Raw genomic sequence first — 20,872 nt, forward strand, 5'->3', positions numbered from 1 at the left:
CCGTGGCCGTCCCGTCGTAGGGGGCAGCCGGGAGCGCGACAAGGTGTAGACGACCGAGTCAACAGGCTCGGTCGTTTACGGCCGAGAAGTTGACCTCTGGCAACGATCCGTGGGTGACTGCCGAAACGAGGGCACTCCGGACGCAGGGCGGGCTCGTCCTCCGCCTGGACGGGCGGGAGTTGCTCGAACCGGCCTCCCTGTTCCGCGCCTTTGCCCGGGAGCTGTCCTTTCCCGGTTACTTCGGCCACAACTGGGACGCGCTCGTGGACTGCCTGCACGACTGGCACGGCCCTGGACAGGGCGACCAGGATGTCGCCGTCCTGATCGCCCATGCCGACGAACTGCTCGGGGCGAACCACCTGGGACTGTTCGTCTCCGTGCTCTGCCAGGCCGCGTGGAGGGCGAACCTTCAGCTCGACACCGATGGCGTCCCCCACGGCACCTGGTCGTCGTTCGCCCTCCACTTCGTCTTCCTGCTGGACCGCACCCGGCCCGAGGCCTTTGCGGAAGCGGTGGTGAGGGGGCCGGACGTGGGCGTGGCCCGCGCGGACGGCCGGCTGACCGCCACCCTCACCGGTGAGGACTGGCCCGGTGCATATCCGGTCACTCCCTTCCACGGGTCGGCGCCTCCGCGTTGAACGGCACCGCCGCACCAGTGGTCAGGGAGGTCTGGACGCGGCAGAGCAGCTCGCCGTGCGGGACCATGAACCAGGCGTCGTCCTCCGCGCCCCACTGCCGCCAGCCGTCGGCGATCGCCGCCAGTTCAGCGGCGCTCGCATGGCCGCCGGCGACCGCCAGTTCCGCGTAGGACGATGCCGTCGTGCGGTCCGCCCAGAGCCCGCTCCACCAGGCGCGCTCCTCCGGGGTGGTGAAGCACCAGGCCGTGGTGGTCGCCGCGATGTCGGTGAAGCCCGCCCGGCGCGCCCAGGAGTACAGCCGGCGGCCGGCGTCGGGTTCGCCGCCGCCCGCGCGGGCGACGCGGTGGTAGAGCTCCAGCCAGCTGTCCAGGGCCGGGACTTCCGGGTACCAGGTGAAGGCACCGTAGTCGCTGTCGCGGACGGCGACGACGCCGCCGGGGCGGCAGACCCGCCGCATCTCGCGCAGCGCCTGCACCGGATCGCCGACGTGCTGCAGCACCTGGTGGGCGTGCACGACGTCGAAGGAGTCGTCCGGGAAGTCCAGGGCGTGGACATCGGCGACCGCGAAGCGGACGTTGTCCAGCCCCCGCTCCGTCACCGCCTCACGGGCGTCGTCGAGGACGGACGCGGCGGCGTCCACCGCCGTGACCGCACCCGGTGCGACGAGCGCGGCCAGATCGGCGGTGATCGTGCCGGGTCCGCAGCCGACGTCGAGCAGGGCCATGCCGGGGCGCAGTTCGGGGACGAGGTAGGCCGCGGAGTTGGCGGCGGTCCGCCAGCGGTGCGAGCGCAGCACCGACTCATGGTGCCCGTGGGTGTAGACAGCGGTGTCCTTCGGCATGGCCGTACTCCCTCTCTCCCTCACCTGAAGCAGTACGGCCACGGTACGCGCCCGGCCCGAATGATGAGACCTGTGTTTTGCTATGTGGACATCGGCGTAGGTGTCAGCCCCACGACGACCGGCGGGACCGCGGCGGAGGTCGCATCCGAGGACACCGGCCGGTACACGACGAGCGCCTCAGGCTTCTTCTCCAGGACCAACTCGCCCGCGGCCTCGCTCACTTCACCGTCGTACGCGAACGGCGTGCCCGGCGCCAGGCCGGAGATCCGCAGCTGCCGCAGCCGCACCGCCGCGTGGAAGGGGGAGCGGCTCAATGGCCCCGCGAGCGCCGCCAGGAGCAGCCGGAGCCCCGGGCCGCTGCCGCCGTGCACCACGCGCACATCGAGCAGACCGTCCGCCAGACTCCGCCGCCGGCCGGGCGCGGGGCCGATGCGCTGGTAGAGACAGTTGCCCGCGAAAAGCAGCCACAACGGGCGCCGGGCACCGTGGAATTCCGCCTCCAGCGGATGGTCCCCGCGCAGCGTCCGCAGCGCCGCCAGAACTCCGGCGGGCCAGCTGCCGATGCGGGGAGCCCAGCGCTCGCGGATCCGGACGAGTTCCGGATACACGCCGAGACTGAACGTGTTGATGAAGTGCCCTTCGGACGCGCCCTCCGGACCTGGCGTGAACCGGCAGAGGTCGACCCGTACGGCGTCCCCCGACGCCAGTGCCCGGCAGGTGTCGTGCACCGTCTCCACGCCGAGGTCGTGCGCGAAGTGGTTCAGCGTGCCGCCCGGGAACACGGCGAGCGGCAGCCCGCGCCGGGCGGCGACGCTCGCCGCCCGGTTGACCGTGCCGTCCCCGCCCATGATCCCGAGCGCCCTGCAGCCGTCGGCGGCCTGCTCCAGCGCGGCGTCGATCTCGTCCGGCGCGCACTCCACGACGTGGGCGAGCGGCAGGGCGTCCCGTACGAGCGCGGCGCCCGTCTCCGCACCTCCCGGCAGGACGGTCGTCGCACCGGCCGAGCGGTTGACGACGACCACCAGGTCCTTGCCACCCGGCAGGGCCGGGGCTTCGGCGTGCGTCCGGCCCGGCAGCGGCAGCCGCTCACGGGTCGGCACCAGCGCGCGCACCGCGAACGCCGCGCCGACGCCGAGCGCCGCGCCCGCCAGTACATCGCTCGGATAGTGCGCACCCGTGTACACGCGCGACAGCGCGACCGCGAGTGCGACCGGCGCGACCACCGCGCCCCATGCCTTCGACTCCATCGCCACCCCGGTCGCGAAGGCCGCGGCGGATGCCGAGTGCCCGGACGGGAAGGACGTGGTGAACGGCTGCCGTTTCAGCTGCCGCATCAGCGGCACGGCGTCGAGCACCGGCCGGGCGCGGCGCACCGACCGTTTGCCCACGGTGTTGATCGTCGCGGAGGCGAGTGCCAGCGACGCGACGCCGCGCATCGCGGCCCGGCGGGCCCTGGGGCTGCCCCCGAGGGCCGCGATGCCGGCCGCCGTGCCGAACCAGAGGAGACCGTGGTTGGCCGCATGGCTGAGCCGGGGCAGGAACGGATCGGCGCCGGGCCAGTGCCGGGTCGCCACCGCGTGGAAGAGGCGCCGGTCCCAGTGTGCCGCCCGCATCAGGAGGGCGGGTTTCCGGATGCGCTTCGAGGTGCCCGGCGCGCCGGCCGTGAGGGTGGCGAGGTGGGCGGCGGTGTGGGCGGGCGTGTGGGCGGCTTTCGGGGCTGAGGCGGACATGGAACGCGGGTACCCCGAGAGTCCGCGGCCCAAGCCGGACGTACGGCGAAGTTCCCCGAAGGGCCGACCCGGTTGCCCGGCGCTTCCGCTGTGTCCCGGGCCGTCCTGGGCCGTCCCGGGCCCTCCCGGTCCCCGCCGTGGACCGTTCGCGGCGCCCGCCGGGCAGGCGCAGAGTGGTCCCCATGGACAATCGCCTTCTGGACCGGCACGCGGAGGCGCTCGCGCTCTTCACCGACCGGGTGCACGCCGTGCGGCCCGACCAGTGGGATGCCCCGACACCCTGCACCGAATGGTCCGTCCGGGACCTGGTGAACCATCTGGCCGCGGAGCAGCTCTGGGTGCCGCCCCTGGTCAGCGAGGGCCGGACCATGGCCGACGTCGGCGACGCCTTCGACGGCGACGTACTCGGCGAGCACCCCGCCGTCACCTGGGACCGCGCCGCCTCCGCCGCGAAGGCGGCCTTCAACGAGCCGGGCGCACTCGACCGGACGGTGGAGCTGTCGTACGGCGAGAGCACGGTGGTCGCCTACTGCGCCCAGATGGTGGCCGACGCCACCGTGCACGCCTGGGACCTCTCACGGGCCATCGGCGCGGACGAGACGCTTCCCGGCGCGCTCGTCGCCTTCACGGAACGTGAGGTCGCGCCGTACGCCGCGGGCCTTGCGAAGAGCGGGCTGTTCGCACCGGCCGTGAAGCCTCCGGAGGGAGCGGACGTGCAGACGCAGCTGCTCTGCCTGCTGGGGCGCAACCCGTGAACGTACGGACCACGCGGGTCTCGCGGGTCACGCGGGTCACGCGGGTCACGCGGATGATGCGGATCACAAGGATCACATCACGCGGATCACACGGATCACACGGATCACACGGATCACTGGGAGTACGCGAATCACGGGAATGGGCTGACAGGAGCGGCGGACCGGGCCGAACCTCCGTATAAAGGGCACGTGGACCGGGCAGGGTTCCCGGGCGCGAGCACGGGAGGTGGGCCCATGGAGCGGACGGATCCGGAAGACCACGGTCCGGTTCGTTACGGCCCGCCCGCACCCGAACCCGGTCTGCCCGTCCTGCCCGAGCTCGCCGACGTGCTCGCGGCCGCGGCCGGGCGCACATCGACCCCCGAGCCTCCCGGCGGAGGACCGATCCTGCGGGAGGCGGCCGCCGGCTACTGGTGGCGCCGCGGGCTGCGCAGCCGCGCCGACGACGTCGCTGCCGCGCCGGGCGCCCAGCCGCTGCTGCTCGCCCTGCTGGCCGCGCACGGCGGCGACGTCCTCATGCCCCGGCCGTGCCCCGCCTGGTGGACGCCGCAGGCGCGGCTCCTCGGGCGGCCCGCGTACCACGTGCCCACGCCCGCGGAGTGCGGTGGAGTGCCGGACCCGTACGCCCTGCTGGAGACCGTGCGCAGGGTGCGGGCGGAGGGCGGTTCGCCGCACCTGCTGCTGCTTTCCGTCGCCGACGATCCCACCGCCACGGTCGCGCCTCCGGAGCTGGTACGTGAGGCCTGCGAGGCCGCCGTCGACGAAGGGATGCACATCGTCAGCGACGAGACCTGGCGGGACACGCTGCACCGGCCCCACGAGCGGGTGCTGCTCAGCCCCGCCGAGATGTGCCCGGACGACGTGACCGTCATCTGCGACCTGGCGGGCGCGCTCGCCCCGCCCGCGTGGCCGGTGGCGGTCGCCCGCTTCCCGGCCACGGAGCGCGCGGCGGGCCGGCGGGCCAGGGTGCTCGACATCCTCACCGCGCTCGGGGCGTTCGTCGCGGGCCCGGTCGCCGTCGCCGCCGCGCACGCCCTCGGCGAGCCCGAGCCGGTCACCACGCGGGCTGCCCGCGCGGCCGCGCTCCATGCGCAGGTGGCGGCGGCGGCCCATCGCGCGGTCCTCACCGCGGGCGCCCTCGCCCGCCCCCCGCAGGCGGGCCGCCATCTGTACGCCGACCTGGGCCCGCTGCGGGCGCGGCTGGCCGCGCGCGGCGTAACCGACTCCATGGAACTGGAGGACTACCTCAGCGCCCGCCTCGGCACCCTGTCGCCCGGCGGCCACCGCTTCGGCGACGAACTCGGCGCCCTCCGCGTACGCCTGGGCACGGGCCCGCTGCTCGGCACGAACCCGGCGGAGCGCCTGGAGGCGCTCGCCGCTGAACGGCCACTGGAACTGCACCATGTGGCCCGGGCATTGACCTCCTTCGGATCGGCCTTCGACGAACTCCGCTGACCCACCCGCGAACCGCGAACCGCACCCCGCGTTGAACGGAGCCGCAGATGACGGACCACCCGGAGCCCCCGCCCCTCACCCGCCCCTCCGCGACGGACCGGCCGTACGCCGCCCGCCCCACGCCGACCGGAACGGCGCCCGCCCCCGGCGACAGCCGCCCGGCAGACCCACCCGAGCTGCGCTCCGGCACGCCCGCCCCGCAGCCCTCTGCACGTACGGATGAAGCCGCACCCCCGTCCGGAGCCGACCACCCGACCCCCGCCACACGGCCCGAGCCCGCTGTCACCACCGCGGGAGCTGCCCCTTCGACGCGTCCGACGCCGACCGGGGGAGGCAACCCGGCGGGTACCGCCGGTGCGACGGGGCCCATGAGGGGCCCCACCGGTCCGGCGGGGGCCAGTCCCGCACCCGGGTCCACCGGTCCTGCGGGTTCCGTGACCGCACCCGGGTCCACCGGTCCTGCGGGTTCCGTGACCGCAGCCGGGTTCACCGGTCCTGCGGGTTCCGTGACCGCAGCCGGGTTCACCGGTCCTGCGGGTTCCGTGACCGCAGCCGGGTTCACCGGTCCGGCGGGTTCCGTGACCGCAGCCGGGTTCACGAGCCCGGCGGGAGCCGACGGCGTGACCGGCGTCGCGAGCCCGGCGGGGCCTGTCGGCACGTCCGAGGCCGCGCGCCCGGCGGGGGGCCTTCCAGCCGCGGGGGCCATGAGCCCGGCGGGAGCCCTTCCCGCAACGGGGTCCACCGTCCCGGAGGAGGCTGTCGACGCATTCGAGGTCGTGGGCGCGGCGCAGGCCCGATCCACGACCGAGTCCGCGGACCCGGCGGGGGCCTGTCCCGTAACCGGGTCCTCCGGTCCGGCGCGAGCCGCTGGCACAACCGACGCCGTGAACCCGGCGGGGCCTGTCGGCACGTCCGAGGCCGCGCGTCCGGCGCGGGCCCTCAGCGAAACCGACCTCGTCGGACGCACGGCCGGAAGCCGCCCCGCCGGCGGGCTCCGGCCGGTCGGTGTCGTCCGGCGCTGGCCGCGTTCGTTCGCCGACAGGCTCACGTCACCGCTGCCCGGGGTGCGGGCCATGGCCAGGCTGGCCAGGGAGGGGGCGCTGCGGCCCGCCTCGGCGGGGCTGACGGACATTCCGCAGTTGCCGTTCGCGCCCGGGCCGCTGCCCGCCGCGGAGCCGGGGACCCTCGCCGTCACCTGGGCCGGGCACGCCAGTTGGGTGGTCGCGATCGGAGGGCTGACCGTGCTCACCGATCCCGTGTGGTCGCGCAGGATCCTCGGTACCCCGGCCCGCCTCACCCCGGTCGGCGTCCGCTGGGAGGACCTGCCGCCCGTCGACGCCGTGGTCATCAGCCACAACCACTACGACCACCTCGACGCCCCCACCGTCGCCCGTCTCCCCAGACGCACCCCGGTGTTTGTCCCCGCCGGACTCGGACGCTGGTTCCGGCGCCGCCGGTTCACCCGGGTCACCGAGCTCGACTGGTGGGAGGCCGCCGAACTGCCCGCGCCCGGTGGGGGAAGGGTGCGGTTCGACTTCGTACCGGCGCATCACTGGTCCAAGCGCACCCTCGCCGACACCTGCCAATCCCTCTGGGGCGGCTGGGTCCTCACCGACCAGCAGGGCCGCAGGATCTACTTCGCGGGCGACACCGGATACGGCCACTGGTTCAAGGAGATCGGCAGGCGCCACCAGGGCATCGAGCTGGCCCTGCTGCCGATCGGGGCGTACGCGCCCCGCTGGTGGCTCAGCACCGTGCACACCGACCCGGAGGAGGCCGTGCAGGCCTTCCAGGACCTCGGGGCCCGGAACATGGCACCGATGCACTGGGCGACGTTCGTGCTCTCCGCCGAGCCCGTCCTGGAGCCGCTCACCCGGCTGCTGGCGGCCTGGGAGCACACCGGTCTCGCGCGCGAGAGGCTCTGGGATCTCCCGGTCGGCGGCTCACGCGTACTGCCCCCGACCGAGCGAGCCCTGCCGCACGCCTGCTCGCCTCCGACCGAGTCAGCGAGCGGCGGCTCGCGCCCCTCCGGCCCCGGGCCTCAGGCCCGCTGACCGTCCGACGAGTCCGGTCCCGGCCCCGACCCCCGCCGTCCCGGTCCCCGCAGCCTGCGCCACACCGCGGGTCCGGCGCTGATCAGCACCGTCAGCGCCACCGCTGCCACGACTCCCTGCCAGGGCTCCGGGAACAGGGAGCCGCCGAGGATCCCGATGAGCCCGTACGTCGCCGCCCACGCCAGGCACGCCGGCACATCGCCCCGCGCGAACCGCGCTGTCGGCATCCGGGCCAGTAGGCACGCCAGCATCACCGGGATACGCCCGGCCGGCACCAGCCGCGACAGCACGAGCACCTGCGCCCCGTGCTCGTCGAGCTTGCGCTGGGCCTGCGCGAGCCGGTCCGGGGTCGCCCGGTCCCGCAGGGCGCCCAGCCACCGCGAACCGTTCTTCGAGCCGACCCCTCGCCGCCCCAGCCAGTACAGCGTGATGTCCCCGACGAACGCCGCGAGCGCCGCCACCAGGAAGACGAACAGCAGCGCGAACGGCGCCGTCTGATGGAACGCCACCACCGCCGCCGAACTCACCAGCGCCCCCGTCGGCACCACCGGCACCAGCGCACCCAGCGCCACCAGCAGGAACAGCGTCGGATAGCCGACGGCCTGCTGCGTGGACTCCGGCGGCACCTGCCCCACGACGTCCTGGAGCGTCATGGGGCGACCTCCGGCCGGACGCTCTCGCCGTGCCCCAGCCGGTGCACCGCCACCTTCGGCGCCAGTCGCGCCGCCTTCCGCGCGAACTCGTCCCCGGGCGAGTGGAACTCGTGCGGCCGGATCGCGTCCATCCCGATCGGCCAGTACGTGCCGTAGTGCACCGGCACGGCCGAGTGGGGCGCCAGCGCGGCGAGGGCACGCGCCGCACGGTCCGGGTTCAGGTGCTTGTGCCCCAGGAACGGCCCCCAGCCGCCCACGGGCAGCAGCGCCACGTCCACCGGGCCGACCGCTTCCGCCATGCCGTCGAAGAGCCCGGTGTCCCCGGCGAAGTACGTGCGCACCGCACCGCGGATCACATAGCCGAGGGCCGGCGAGCGATGCGGCCCCACCGGCAGCCGTCGTCCGTCGTGCAGTGCGGGAACGGCTCGTACGCACAGACCGTCCACCGCCACCTCGTCACCCGGCGCCACCTCGGTGATCCGGAGCCCGTGCAGCCTTCTGAGCCCCGGCACCGCGCGCTGCGCGCCGCGCGGCACGATCAGCCGGGTGCCGGGCGCGAGCCGGGACAGCGACGGCAGATGAAGATGGTCGGAGTGCAGGTGCGACACGACGACGGCCTCGGCGACTGCGGCCTCCGGCGGCGGCAGTTCACCCCGGCGGCGCCGCAGATGCGCCAGCCTGCCGACGAAGAGCGGGTCGGTGAGCACCCGGACACCGGAGTCCTCGACCGTACAGGTGGCGTGACCCCACCAGGTGACCTCCACCGGCACGCACCGCCTCCTCGCTCCCTACGAGACCTGTGCACGATCCCGTGACCCGTGACCAGTCACCCGTGACCAGTCACCCGTCACCCGTCACCCGTGCACGTTCCCGTGTGACCAGTGACGTGTGACCCATCCACGATCCCGCGTGACACCGTGACCGTGACCGCGACCCGTGTACGAGAGTAGGCGTTGCGCGGCCGCACGGTCCTCCGGTCCGCCCCCTATGCGCGCCTGTATCGCGCGGCCGTACTCGGAGTAGGGTCGGCGACGACAGCCGACGCAGGGGGACGGTCCATGGGCGACGTACGAAGCGATGCGCGAAGCGACGTACGAGTGGCGGCGATCGCCAGTCTGACCCCGCTCGAGGAACTCGACAGCGATCCCTTCCTGGTCGACACCCGCACCCAGCACGCCATGTGCGCACGCTGGGCCGCGGACAAGGGCTACGTGGTCACCCAGGAACTGCTGTTCTACCGGCTCCGTCCCGATCACCGCGGGCTCTGGGCGGACGTCGACGCGGGCCACGTCGATCTCTTCGTCGCCCCCAACGAGCGGGTGCTCGCCCGCGCGCTCACCTCCGTGCCGGAGTTCTCCGCCGAATGCGAGCGGCGCGGCGTACGGCTCGAGACCGCGGGTCTCGACGAGCCCTCCTACAACGCGCCGATGAAGGCGAGCGTGCACCGCCGGCTCTCGATGCCTACGGCCGGGTACGACGGCTGCTGACCGGATGCGGCGGGCGCTGACGCGGGTACGACGGACACGGACCGGACACGACCGGCCGCAGACCCGATGTGACGCCCGCTGTGCCGGGCCTCGCCCCTGCCCGCGGGCGAGGGTGAAAAGCGGACCGTGCCCGGCTTTGTGTCACGCTGGACACCGAGCGAATCGTGCTGGCGAGAGGCAGTGACCGGGCGTGGGCGAGCGGCAATGGCGGACGGCCGGCGGCGCCCTGTTGCGAGTGATCGTGGTGTGGGCGGTGTCGACGCTCACGATGCTGGCGCTCGCCGGGCTCCTGCCCGACTTCGAGCTCCAGTCCGCCGACGGGGACAGCGTCACCCGGACGGCGATCACCGCGGCGTGGAGCGCCGGCGCGTTCGGTCTGCTCAGCGCGCTCGTGTGGCCCGTCCTGGTCCGCGCGCTCCTGCTCGTCCCGGCCCTCGTACTCGGGCTGCTGGTGTTCTTCCTCAACGGCTCGCTGCTGCTGTTCGCCCTGTGGCTGATCCCCGACGGGCGCGGCGCCGCCGACCCGGAGACCGCGGTGGTGGTCGCCGCCGTGATGTCGGCGGTCGCCTCCGCCACCTCCACCGCGCTTGCCGTCCGCGACGACAACGCCTACCGCCGCCGTCTCTCCCGCCTCGCCGACCGGCGCCGCCGCAGACGCGGGGAACGTATCGCGGGCAGTGCTCCGCCCGGCACGGTGTTCCTGCAGCTCGACGGGGTCGGGCACGCCGTGCTCGTACAGGCGCTCGAGGACGGGCTGATGCCGACCGTGGCCCGCTGGCTCGACACGTCCCACCTGCTCACCCGCTGGCGCACCGACTGGTCGAGCCAGACGGGCGCCAGCCAGCTCGGCATCCTGCACGGCTCGAACCACGACGTCCCCGGATTCCGCTGGTACGAGAAGGACACCGGCCGGATCATGGTCAGCAACCGGCCGGCCGCGGCCGCCGAACTCCAGCGCCGGGCCGTCGCCCGCACGCGCGACGCCGGACTGCTCAGCGTCGACGGGGCGAGCCGCGGAAACCTGTTCAGCGGCGGCGCCGACCAACTCGCCCTCGTGCTGTCGGTGGCCGCGCGGCGAGGCCGTGCCAACCGCTCCCGGGCCGGCTACTTCGCGTACTTCTCCGACCCCGCAAACGCCGTCCGCACCGCCGTCTCCTTCGTCGCGGAGGTCTTCCGCGAGATCGGCCAGTCGATCCGCTCCCGACTGCGCGGCGACGAGCCGCGCGTCGGCCGCGGCGGCCTCTACCCCTTCATCCGGGCCTTCGCGACGGTCGTCGAACGGGACGTGGTGGTCGCCGCGGTGATCGGGGACATGCTCGCCGGGCGCACGGCCGTGTACGCGGACCTCGTCGCCTACGACGAGGTCGCCCACCACTCGGGACCGCACAGCCACGACGCGGCGAAGGTCCTGGCGCGGATCGACCGCGCCGTCGCGCTGATCGCCACGGTCGCCGAGCACGCGCCCCGCAGGTACCGGATCGTGCTGCTCTCCGACCACGGTCAGAGCCCCGGGGAGACCTTCGAGGGCGCGTACGGGCTGACGCTGAAGGACCTGGTGCGGGCCGGCTGCGGGCTGCCGGTGTCGCGCCGCGCCGGGCGCACCAGAAGCGGTGCGGAGGCCCGTGACGCCGCCCGTGACGCACTGCGCAGCGCCCTGCACCGGCCGCTCGGCGACGGGAACGAGGACGAGGAGGCCGTGGAACGGCCGACGGGCAGCTCCGACCCGGTCGTCCTCGCCTCCGGCAACCTGGGCCTGATCTCCTTCCCCGGCCTGCCGGGGCGGCTCAGCCGGGAGCAGATCGACCGCCACCACCCGGCCCTGCTGCGCACCCTCGCCAACCATCCGGGCATCGGCTTCCTGCTGGTGCGCAGCGAGCGGCACGGCTCCGTCGTGCTCGGGAGGGACGGGGCGGAGCTCCCGGTGGACACGCTCGACGGCTCGGGGCCACTGGCCGCGTTCGGGCCGGGGGCGGCGGACGCCGTCCGGCGCACCGATTCCTTCCCGCACGTCGCGGACATCATGGTCAACTCGATGTACGACCCCGGCAGCGGCCGGGTGCACGCCTTCGAGGAGCAGATCGGCTCGCACGGCGGGCTCGGCGGCGAGCAGTCGCATCCGTTCCTGCTGTCGCCGCGTGAGTTCTCGGAGCCGGTCGCCGACCAGGGGGAGCCGGCGGGCGCGGAGCAGGTGCACGAGGTGCTGCGGCGCTGGCTGGGCGAGTCCCTGGGCGACGCGCACGGCCCGCAGGTGCCGCTCGGCAGCGTGGAGGATCCCCGGCGGGCGGGTCGCGAGGAAGAAGCATTTCCGGTCACCGGCGGGGCGGGACAGGACAAAAGCGAGTAATTTGGCGCAGCCTTCAGCGTCCCCGACGATGGTCGGGTTTGCACGGAGAAAGGCGCACCACCCTCATGACCACCACCGTTCCCTCCATGGACACGATCGCAACCGTTTCCGGGGAACAGAGCAAAGAACAGAAGCGCACGCGGGGCGAGCAGAAGCGTGGCGAGCGCGCGGAGGGCGCGCACGCGCAGGGCGAGCGCACGCCGAGCAGGCACACCCGGCGCTTCGGACTCCCCGTCGCCACCGCACTGGTCATGGGCAACATCATCGGTGGCGGGATCTTCCTGCTCCCCGCCTCCGTCGCCCCTTTCGGCTCGATCAGCCTCGTCGCCTTCGCCGTCCTCACCGTCGGCGCGATCGCCCTCGCCCTCGTCTTCGGCCGGCTCGCCGAGCGCCATCCCCGCACGGGCGGGCCCTACGTCTACGCCCGCGAGGCGTTCGGCGACTTCGCCGGCTTCCTCGCGGCCTGGTCGTACTGGATCACCGCCTGGGTGTCGAACGCCGCGCTGGCCGTGGCCGCGGTCGGCTACCTCGACGTGCTCGTACCGCTCCATGACTCCAAGCCGGCGACGATCGGGGCGGCCCTGCTCCTGCAGTGGCTGCCCGCCCTCGCGAATCTCGCCGGTACGCGGTACGTCGGTGCGGTCCAGCTCGTGGCGACCGTCATGAAGTTCGTGCCCCTGCTGCTCGTCGCCGTCGGTGGGCTCTTCTTCTTCGACGCGGACAACCTGGGCCCGTTCGAGGCGAGCGGCAGCGGGACGGTCGGGGCGCTCTCCGCCTCCGCGGCGATCCTGCTCTTCAGCTATCTGGGCGTGGAGTCGGCCGCCGTGAGCGCGGGCGAGGTCCGCGACCCGCAGCGCAACGTCGGGCGCGCCACGATCCTCGGTACGGCCGGGGCCGCCGTGCTCTATCTGCTGGGCACGCTCGCGGTGTTCGGCACCGTCGCCCACGACAGGCTCGTCTCGTCCACGGCGCCGTTCTCCGATGCCGTCAACGCGATGTTCGGCGGTGCCTGGGGCGGTACGGCCGTGGCCTGCATGGCCCTCGTCTCGATGGTCGGCGCGCTGAACGGGTGGACGCTGCTGAGCGCCCAGACGCCCTACGCGGCCGCCCAGGACGGGCTGTTCCCCGCGGTCTTCGCGCGCAAGCGGCGCGGGGTGCCGACGGTGGGCGTGATCGTGACCGTCGTCCTGGCCTCGCTGCTGACGGTCTACAACTACACGGCCGGCTCGGACGGCGTGTTCGAGATCCTGGTCCTCGTCACCACCTTCACGGCGACGGTGCCGTACCTCCTGTCCACGGCCGCCCAGATCCACTACCTGGCCTCGGGGCAGTCGCACCGCGTCAGCCGCGCCCGGCTCGTGCGCGACGCGGCGCTGGCGGCGGTCGCCGCAGGCTTCTCGGTGTGGCTGGTCGCGGGTTCCGGCTACGCGGCGGTCTACCAGGGGGTGCTGTTCCTCTTCGCCGGCGTGCTGGTGTACGCGTGGATGTCGGCGCGCCGGCAGCGCAATCAGGGCAACCAGGGGGCGGCCACCCGGGCGGCGGATTCCGCCTGACGGGTGCAGCGGGTGTAGGCCGGGAGAGCGGATCCCGGCCCGAGGCGGGCGAGTCGGGGCCGGTTCGCGGGCACATGTGGCATGTGCAGGAGGTGCGCCCCCGTGAACCGTTCCGCGCGCTGTGCAGTCGTTCGTGCCGTGCTCGTCGTTCTGCTCGCCCTCATCGCCCATTGGGGTACGCAGGCGGGCGCGGGCGCCGCGGCCGCACCGCTGCAGGGCACGGACGACCTGCCCCCGGCCTCCTCCGCGCCGGCCGACCCGGCGGGCGAGGGCCAGCAGGAAACCGCTGAGACCGAACAGCCCGCCGCGACCCGCCGTGCGGAACGCCGCGGCGCGCAGGCCCGTGACCGGCAGGCCCCCGTGGGCCTGCCTCGCCCGGACCACCGCGGCGCGGCCGCACCCGTGACGCCGCCGCCCGCACTGCATCCGACGAGGTCCGTGGTCCTGCGCTGCTGAGGGAGCCCCGTACGGGGCGGCCGGCCGGTACGTACGTGCCGTGCGGCCCCCGTTCACGACGCCCCTCACCCCTCATCACGCGTAAGGACCACTGCCATGCCCATCGACCCATTCACCGCCCTGAACGCCATGATCCGGGCCGAGGCCGCCCGTACGGGACCCACGCCAGAGGCGCACGAGTCGTCCCAGGCCGCCGCGCCGGAACCTGATCCGAAGCGCGGCGACGCGCACCACCGCGACTCCGAGGGCGACAGGACCCGGTTGCCCCGCTGACCCACGAGCCGGACCGCACCGCACCCGCTTCGGCTCGCCCCGGCGGGTGCGGCGGGCGGCGGTCCGCCGACCGTCCGCTCGAACTATCGTGCGCCTGTGAGTTCACTCATCGACCGCGCCCTGAACGGCCTCGCGGTCAACCCGGCGGCACCTTCCTCCGTCCTGCTGCGCCTGCTGCGCTGGGACGACGACTCGATCCGCTTCATCCTTCCCCGGCGCGGGAACCTGCCGGACGACGTCTTCGACGCCCTCCTGGCCCACCCGGAGGACAGGGTCCGCCTGAGCCTCGCCGAGAGCTGGACCGCACCGCCGGAGGTGCGCGCCCGGCTTCTCGACGACCCCAGCCCGAGGGCGGCCCTGGCCCTCGCAGTCGGAGCCACCCCCTACCGGGAGGCGATCCCGCCGCTGCCCGACCACGCCTACGAACGTCTGCTCACCCATCCCCGCGAACTGGTGCGCCACGAGACGGCCTTCTCACCCACGGTCGCGCCCCACGTCCTGGTGGGCCTGGCAGGGCATGACGACCCCGTCCTCCGCAGGGCGTCCTGCCGCGTCTGGGACAGGCTTCCCCCGACCGTGCGCCGGGCCCTGCTGGAGGACCACGACCCCGAGGTCCGGAACGCCGCACAGGTCCAGGCATGCCAGGACGGCGCCGAGTTGACCGTGGAGGCTGCGGACGAACTCGCCCGCAGCGCATATGGTTCCCCGAGATCGTGGCGCGGGCCTCGATCAGCGCCGAGGTGGCCGAGCACATCATGCGCGCCGAGTACTGGCCAGCCGCCCTCGCCGGGAACCCGACGCTGCCCGCCGGCCTCGTGAAGCGACTCGCCACCGACGCCGACCCGAAGGTGCGCCTCCATGTGTCGGCACGACCCGAACTCCCCGAGGAGCAACGCGCAGCCATCGACTGGACCGTGGGGCCGGAGGACAGACTGGGCACCCTCGACTGGGTTTGGGAGGCCCGCGAGGTCCCCGACGTACTCCGCCGGTGTGCCACCTCCGCGCACGTGTGGCTGCGCCGCAGCGCGGCCGTGTGCCCGGGACTGCCCGCCGACATGGTCGAACTCCTCGCCGGGGACGAGGACTTCGCGGTACGCCTGCTGCTGGCCGAATACCACCCGGAGCCACCTGCGGAGCTGCTCCTCGACCTCTACCTCCACGGCACCCACCGCGCGGTGGGCATGCTCGTCACCCGTCCCGCGTTCCCGACCACCGGCCTCGCGCCCCGCTTCGCGGACGCCCCCGACCCCAGAGCACGCGCCCTGGCCCTGCGCGACCCCGACGCCACGGCAGAGCTCGTGGACCGCCTCAGCCACGACCCCGAGAACGAGGTCCGCGCAGCCGCGGCCCGCGACCCCAGGCTCCCCGTACCGCGTATACGGGAGCTCCTGGCCGAGCCCGGCACGGCGTACTCCGCGGCAGCCAACCCCGCACTCCCCGTTGCCGACATGCTCGGCCTCCTGGAACGCGCCGGAGTCCCGCAAGAGCAGCCGTGAAGTCAGCGCCTGAACAACCGCGGGAACGGGCAGGGCTCAACAACCGCAGAGTGCAGGCCGATCTGGCACACCTCAAGCGTGTGTCACCACACCGAGAACCGAGGGACGCCGCCTCCGTTGCAGCGGCGCTGCTCTCGGGTTTGCGCTTCACAGGTTCGGAATCCTGTTCAAGCGAGGCGGCGGCTCCTCCGGCATCCTGTCCGGCATGACATTGATCCGCGCGCTGGCGATCGGCCTTCTGGCAGGGAGCGCAGGAGTCCCGATCTTCGAGACCCGGGGCGAGGGCCTCGATCACTTGCGTCTCGCCGTGTTGACGGGGTTGTTGTTGGGCCAGTTCCTCACGGTCCCGGTTTCCCTGGTCGCAGGGGGCATCCGGGCGTTTGCGCGGAGAGGGAGGCCGGCCCGTCGTGGCGGTCTTCCCCTGGGCGTACTGCTCGTGGCCTTCGGGGTTCTGGTGGTGACCCAGGCGTGGGCGGTGGGGAGCTGGCTCGACACCACTCCAGCGCCCAGTGGCGTGGGTGATCCGGACGGGGAGGTCTCCATAGCGCTGCTGGCCGGCCTCTCGGGATGCCTGGCAGTCCTCGTCGGCCTGGTGCTCCTGGCGAAGCGGCGTGCGGTGTCCGGGCGAGCGCGCCGCCAGGTGGACGGCGGCCCGCCACAGAGGCACCTCGGAAGCTGAGACGAGGCCCCCGGGCGCGGGTGTCTGTCAGTGTCCCGGTGAATGATCCCGGGCATGGGATACGAACTCCACATCACGCGAGCTCCTCACTGGGTGGACAGTGAAGAGCATCCCGTTCCGATGAGCGAGTGGCTCGAGTTCGCGCGGACCAGCCTGGTGCTCGAGGAAGAGGGGTACCTGGACCTGGCCGGCGTGGGCCGACAGCCGCTGTTCACCTGGATCGGTCCGGGCGGCGGCACGGTCTGTCTCCATTGGGTTGATGGACAGGTAACTCTGTCCGGTGCGCACGCACCTGACGTGGACAGGGCAGCCCTGGCCGACCTCGCGGCGGAGCTGTCGGCGCACTTGATCGGCGACGATGGTGAGCACTACTCGGGCTCCGCGGACAACGGAGCTGGACGGTGAGCTGGGGAATCACCAGTTCGAGGGCGGGCGCGTGCCATCCGGGCCTGGCGGCGGCGCGGTCATCGGTACGGACTATCGTGCACCTGCTCACAGCAGGAAACGATCAGTTCGAGGAGTGAGAGACATCAGACGTATATGGGCGACGGCTGTGTTCACAGGGTCCCTTCTGGCTGCGCTACTCGTGCCGCTCCCCGCCGCGTCGGCGGCGGACACGGCGCCCGTGCTCACCACGGGCGCCGTCTTCAACGACCCCCTCGGCACCCCCGCTGAACAGGATGCGGTCAAGAACCACATCATCAAGGCGATCGACGACACCCAGAGCGGCCGTACGCTGCGCGCCGCCATGTACGCCCTGACCGACGCCGGGTACGGCGACGCGCTCGGACGGGCTCACCAGCGCGGGGTTCAGGTGCGTGTCGTCCTGGACCACTCCTACTCCACCTCCGCGGCCGCGACACAGCTCACGTCCGCCCTCGGTACGGACATGACCAAGGCGTCCTGGGTGCACATCTGTCCCGCGGACCGGGCGTGCATCGCCGACGCGACGTTCAACGCCGACAAGAACCACATCAACCACAACAAGTTCTTCCTCTTCTCCCGGGTGGGTGACCCGGGAGTCGCCGAGGACGTGGTGATCCAGACATCCGCCAACCAGACCCCGGCCAACACCTCCCGGTTCTGGAACAACGCCTACACGTCGGTGGGCAACACCGAGCTCTACACGGCGTACACGGGGTACTTCAACGACCTCGCCGCCGAGAACCGCAATGCGGACTACTTCCGTCAGGGAGCCACCGCCGGGGCCGAGAAGTACTACTTCTTCCCGCAGAGCAGCGGCGACCTCATCGTCGACGTGCTGAACAACGTCTCGTGCACGGGTAACACGACGGTCGGGTCCGCCTCCCACAAGACGGTCATCCGCGTCGCGGCGTACGCCTTCTACCGCGCGGAGGTGGCCACCAAGCTGAGGGAACTGGCCGATCAGGACTGCTGGGTCGAAGTCATCTACAACGAGACCGACGAGCTGACGGCCCTCGGCAACCATGCACGGATCAAGCCGTACAAGCTCCATCTCGACAACGGCACGCCCACGAGCGAGGGGGACGACCTCTTCGTCCACTCCAAGTACCTTCTGGTCGAGGGCAATTACGCCGGGCACCCTGACACCAAGTGGACCTTCACCGGATCCCACAACCTCGATGTCTCCTCCCTGAGGGAGAACGACGAGGCCCTCCTGCGCGTCGAGGGCGCCGCGACCCATGACGCCTACCGAGGCAACTTCCTCGCCATGCGCGCCATGGCCACCCTGACCGGCTGACCTGGCTCCTAGGGGCGGGCCCAGCCGGGTCCGCCCCTCGCGTTGGTCACCTTCGGCCGAGCGGGCACGGGCCGGCGGCGCTGCACCGGGTCCCCGTGACTTGCACGGTGGCCCCGTCGGCCCCGGACACCGCCATTACCCCAGCGGTAAGAGTGGGCTCAGGAACGCTGCGGAGCGCGAGCGTCTGACCACGGGGGTTTGGGGCATCGGCGTCCGTGGTCGTCCAGGGGAAGCCGCCTGGTGCGCCTCGGTTGGCTCCCAGTTTGGCTCCCCGGACGTGGAGCAGAGCGCCAGAAGGGACACGGCTCCGGAGGGCGGCTGCCTTTGTGGCGTTCTCGCAGATCCGAGGATCCCATAGCGTCGACCTGCTTCTTCCTGTCCGCGTATGGTCCACAGACCGCCGCCGACCCTTCGTGCGGCAGACGCCGGCGAAGGGTCTCGCCGGCTCCGGCCTCGAGCAGCACATTGTCGGGCAGCACCACGTCACCGGGCTTGACCCAGACCCAGGGGACGCGCAGACCTCTGCCTCCGGCACCGTCGTTCAGTCGGCGAGGTTGACCCCGTATCCGCGTACCAGGACATCGAGGCCGTGGTCGTAGCCCTGGCCGACGGCGCGTAGGCGCCAGACCGGACCCCTGCGGTAGATCTCCGCGAGCAGCATGGTGCGCTCTGTGGTGGCGGCATCCAGGGTGGCCCGGGCAAGAGGGGCCCCGCTGCTGCCTGGAGCCGCGCCGATCTGGATCGCACCGACCGTCCCGAAGGTGGCGGCGCCGTCGATGGCCGCAGCGACGACGACCTTGCACGTCGCGGGCGGCAGGGAGGCCAGGTCGAGGGCGATGGTCTGCTCGGCCGGGCCGCCGGTCAGCAGCCGCACAGTCCCGGCCGGGCTCTCTGGAGCTCCGTAGAAGATGAAGTCCCCGTCGAAGGTGACCTGTTCGTCCTCGTCGAGGAGGAAGGCGACGACGTCGATTTCGTAGCCGGACTGCGGGGCCCAGCCGGCGGTGACGTACCACTCCGGCGCGGGTCTGCCGTGCGGCATGGGCAGGTCGATGACCCCGCCTCTCGGCATTACGTGCGGCTGCTGAAGCCGGAGAGCCGCCTCGGCCGGGGAAGCGGCGGTCGGGGCGGTGAGCCAGTGAAGGTCGTGCACGGGGAGCCCGAGGGCGGTGATGCGGCTCATGCGCCGGTCACCCTCGCCTCCCGGCAGGAGCACGACGTCGGTGACGCTGGCGGACAGGTTGACCGCCGCGGACCCGCCCAGCCCGACGATGCGGGTACGAGTCGCCGCGGCATCGGCATGGGCACCACCGAGCACCAGCACGCGGCACCCCGCCAGAGGCTTGTCCATGGTGCCGACGGAGGGCTCCGGTTGGCGCGGAGCTGGTACTGACACGTCGGGGGCGGCCGCAGGGAGGGCTGCTGCTTCCGGAACGGGTGCGGCAGAGGTTGTGGTCGACACCGGCTCCACGGGTCCGACGACTGGTTCTGCTTCCGGCTCAGCCACCGGGACGACAGCGACGGCCGTCGCCTCATGCGCTGTCCCCGGCCGTACGTCGGCCAACAGCCGTAGGAAGGTGTGCTCGTCGATGACTGGCACGCCTTCGGCGAGCGCGCGTCGGGCCTTCGCTGAATCGGACGCCGGTTCATTGGTGACCAGCAGGCTGGTGTGCCGGCTTACGGAGGTCATCATGTTCAGCCCAGTGGCAACCGCCCGCCCGACCAGCTCCGCTCGGGCATGGGCGGTCTCACCGGTGATCGCGACCTTCATTCCCTGCTGGAGAAGTCCGCCGGGAGCCAGCCGTCCGGGATTGCGGTACGCGCAGGGAGTCTTCGGCGGCTTCGGCGTGAACTGGGACTCTGCCCGGGGCGGGCAGGTCACCAGTGGTAGGGGCAGATCGAGCCGCGCTGCCTCGCGCAGTGATGCCCACAGGATCCCGGCCAGCACACGGGGGTCGTCCAGCGCATCGTGAGCACGCTGCTGGGGGACGCCGTAATGGGCGGCGAGGGTGCCGAGCTTCATGTCGTCCGTCGGCGGATCCACCTGGCGATTCAGCGCCAGTGTGCACAGCCGCTGCGACACCGGCAGCCACATCCGCGCACGGGCGAACTCGTATGCTAGGAAGTCGTAGTCGAACTGGGCGTTGTGGGCGACCAGGACCCGGTCCTGGAGCATTGCTCCGATCCGCCCGGCGACCTGGTCGAAGGTCGGCGCCCCATGCAGTCGCTCGACGGTCAGCCCGTGCACCTCCACCGGCCCCGGATCGCACCCCGGATTGAGCAGCGTCGAGAACTCCCCGGTCTACTCGCCGTCGGGACCGATCGTGATCACTGCTACGGACAGTACGCGGTCTCGCCGAGCGATGAGCCCCGAGGTCTCGACATCGACCAGGGCCCAGTCGTAGGTGTAGTCGCCCATGGAGGGCACGTCCAAGGAGGTGGAGACGAGACTCATGGCGGCAAGGATGATGCGATATGCGGCCCTCCTTCAACCTGCATGACGATCTGTTCTCATCTGGACTGTCGTGGCGAGGTGGTCGTCTCGCGCCGACCCCAGAGAGACCGCACCGAAACTTCGGGAAGTTCTCGGGAAGAACACCCTCCGGCCGGACTCCCACCGATGTCACGAGGGGGGGCCTCCGCCCCGTGCAGCCACTCCGCCGGGCTCGCAGACCTGCCCCTGACCGGCAAAATTCGACAGGGGGCGCCAACGTCCACTGGCTGCGGCCGCTCCTGCC

18 protein-coding genes and 1 pseudogene are annotated in these 20,872 nt (G+C 72.6%); 14 read left to right on the top strand and 5 right to left on the bottom strand.

Going from position 1 to position 20,872, the window contains the following annotated elements:
• Positions 1-113 precede the first annotated feature (113 nt).
• Positions 114-638, top strand: a complete 525-nt coding sequence (locus ACFV9O_RS33170) for a barstar family protein (RefSeq protein WP_385424579.1) — start codon at positions 114-116, stop codon at positions 636-638.
• Here ACFV9O_RS33170 and ACFV9O_RS33175 read toward each other — a convergent pair.
• Both ACFV9O_RS33175 and ACFV9O_RS33180 read right to left on the bottom strand, forming a co-directional pair.
• A complete protein-coding gene (locus tag ACFV9O_RS33175) occupies positions 604-1,479 on the bottom strand; it encodes a methyltransferase domain-containing protein (protein WP_385424583.1) in 876 nt (291 codons plus the stop codon). The genes ACFV9O_RS33170 and ACFV9O_RS33175 overlap by 35 nt on opposite strands.
• Positions 1,480-1,559: 80 nt before the next feature.
• Positions 1,560-3,092 (bottom strand): bifunctional phosphatase PAP2/diacylglycerol kinase family protein, encoded by a 1,533-nt coding sequence (locus ACFV9O_RS33180; protein ID WP_385424646.1) that lies wholly within the window; start codon positions 3,090-3,092, stop codon positions 1,560-1,562.
• A 299-nt stretch (positions 3,093-3,391) separates the two neighbouring features.
• On the opposite strand from ACFV9O_RS33180, the gene ACFV9O_RS33185 reads away from it, so the two are divergent.
• From ACFV9O_RS33185 to ACFV9O_RS33195, 3 genes are all read left to right on the top strand, one after another.
• Entirely contained in the window at positions 3,392-3,964 is a 573-nt protein-coding gene (locus tag ACFV9O_RS33185) for a TIGR03086 family metal-binding protein (RefSeq protein WP_385424586.1), read from the top strand.
• Positions 3,965-4,198: 234 nt separating this feature from the next.
• Entirely contained in the window at positions 4,199-5,419 is a 1,221-nt protein-coding gene (locus ACFV9O_RS33190) for an aminotransferase class I/II-fold pyridoxal phosphate-dependent enzyme (protein ID WP_385424589.1), read from the top strand.
• Positions 5,420-6,303: 884 nt separating this feature from the next.
• Complete coding sequence (locus ACFV9O_RS33195; RefSeq protein WP_385424591.1) at positions 6,304-7,473, top strand: MBL fold metallo-hydrolase; 1,170 nt, start codon at positions 6,304-6,306, stop codon at positions 7,471-7,473.
• On the opposite strand, the gene ACFV9O_RS33200 is transcribed toward ACFV9O_RS33195, so the two are convergent.
• Both ACFV9O_RS33200 and ACFV9O_RS33205 read right to left on the bottom strand, forming a co-directional pair.
• A complete protein-coding gene (locus tag ACFV9O_RS33200) occupies positions 7,461-8,126 on the bottom strand; it encodes a DedA family protein (RefSeq protein ID WP_385424593.1) in 666 nt (221 codons plus the stop codon). The genes ACFV9O_RS33195 and ACFV9O_RS33200 overlap by 13 nt on opposite strands.
• A complete protein-coding gene (locus ACFV9O_RS33205) occupies positions 8,123-8,896 on the bottom strand; it encodes an MBL fold metallo-hydrolase (protein WP_385424595.1) in 774 nt (257 codons plus the stop codon). Before ACFV9O_RS33205 ends, ACFV9O_RS33200 begins: the two co-directional genes overlap by 4 nt.
• Before the next feature lie 288 nt (positions 8,897-9,184).
• Here ACFV9O_RS33205 and ACFV9O_RS33210 point away from each other — a divergent pair, with 288 nt between their 5' ends.
• From ACFV9O_RS33210 to ACFV9O_RS33255, 10 genes are all read left to right on the top strand, one after another.
• Positions 9,185-9,613: a hypothetical protein gene (locus ACFV9O_RS33210; RefSeq protein WP_385424597.1), complete on the top strand. Its 429-nt coding sequence runs from the start codon at positions 9,185-9,187 to the stop codon at positions 9,611-9,613.
• A gap of 190 nt (positions 9,614-9,803) precedes the next feature.
• Positions 9,804-11,957 carry a phage holin family protein gene (locus tag ACFV9O_RS33215; RefSeq protein ID WP_385424600.1) on the top strand — a complete coding sequence of 718 codons (2,154 nt, stop codon included), beginning with the start codon at positions 9,804-9,806 and terminating at the stop codon, positions 11,955-11,957.
• 65 nt (positions 11,958-12,022) lie between these two features.
• Positions 12,023-13,510 (top strand): amino acid permease, encoded by a 1,488-nt coding sequence (locus ACFV9O_RS33220; protein ID WP_385424603.1) that lies wholly within the window; start codon positions 12,023-12,025, stop codon positions 13,508-13,510.
• Between the two features lie 102 nt (positions 13,511-13,612).
• The gene (locus ACFV9O_RS33225; RefSeq protein WP_385424606.1) at positions 13,613-13,966 is read left to right on the top strand and encodes a hypothetical protein; all 354 of its coding nucleotides are present in this window, start codon (positions 13,613-13,615) and stop codon (positions 13,964-13,966) included.
• Positions 13,967-14,062: 96 nt separating this feature from the next.
• Positions 14,063-14,239: a hypothetical protein gene (locus ACFV9O_RS33230; RefSeq protein ID WP_385424609.1), complete on the top strand. Its 177-nt coding sequence runs from the start codon at positions 14,063-14,065 to the stop codon at positions 14,237-14,239.
• 96 nt (positions 14,240-14,335) lie between these two features.
• Entirely contained in the window at positions 14,336-15,058 is a 723-nt protein-coding gene (locus ACFV9O_RS33235; protein ID WP_385424611.1) for a hypothetical protein, read from the top strand.
• A complete protein-coding gene (locus ACFV9O_RS33240) occupies positions 14,980-15,735 on the top strand; it encodes a hypothetical protein (RefSeq protein WP_385424614.1) in 756 nt (251 codons plus the stop codon). The genes ACFV9O_RS33235 and ACFV9O_RS33240 overlap by 79 nt, the downstream gene beginning before the upstream one ends.
• A gap of 205 nt (positions 15,736-15,940) precedes the next feature.
• The gene (locus tag ACFV9O_RS33245; protein WP_385424617.1) at positions 15,941-16,414 is read left to right on the top strand and encodes a hypothetical protein; all 474 of its coding nucleotides are present in this window, start codon (positions 15,941-15,943) and stop codon (positions 16,412-16,414) included.
• Between the two features lie 120 nt (positions 16,415-16,534).
• The gene (locus ACFV9O_RS33250; RefSeq protein WP_385424620.1) at positions 16,535-16,819 is read left to right on the top strand and encodes a hypothetical protein; all 285 of its coding nucleotides are present in this window, start codon (positions 16,535-16,537) and stop codon (positions 16,817-16,819) included.
• Between the two features lie 181 nt (positions 16,820-17,000).
• Positions 17,001-18,137 (top strand): phosphatidylserine/phosphatidylglycerophosphate/cardiolipin synthase family protein, encoded by a 1,137-nt coding sequence (locus tag ACFV9O_RS33255; protein ID WP_385424623.1) that lies wholly within the window; start codon positions 17,001-17,003, stop codon positions 18,135-18,137.
• A gap of 541 nt (positions 18,138-18,678) precedes the next feature.
• Here the strand turns inward: ACFV9O_RS33255 and ACFV9O_RS33260 are convergent.
• Positions 18,679-20,589: pseudogene (locus ACFV9O_RS33260) on the bottom strand (TerD family protein).
• Positions 20,590-20,872 lie beyond the last annotated feature (283 nt).

The organism is Streptomyces sp. NPDC059909 (assembly GCF_042730885.1).
Taxonomy (GTDB): domain Bacteria; phylum Actinomycetota; class Actinomycetes; order Streptomycetales; family Streptomycetaceae; genus Streptomyces.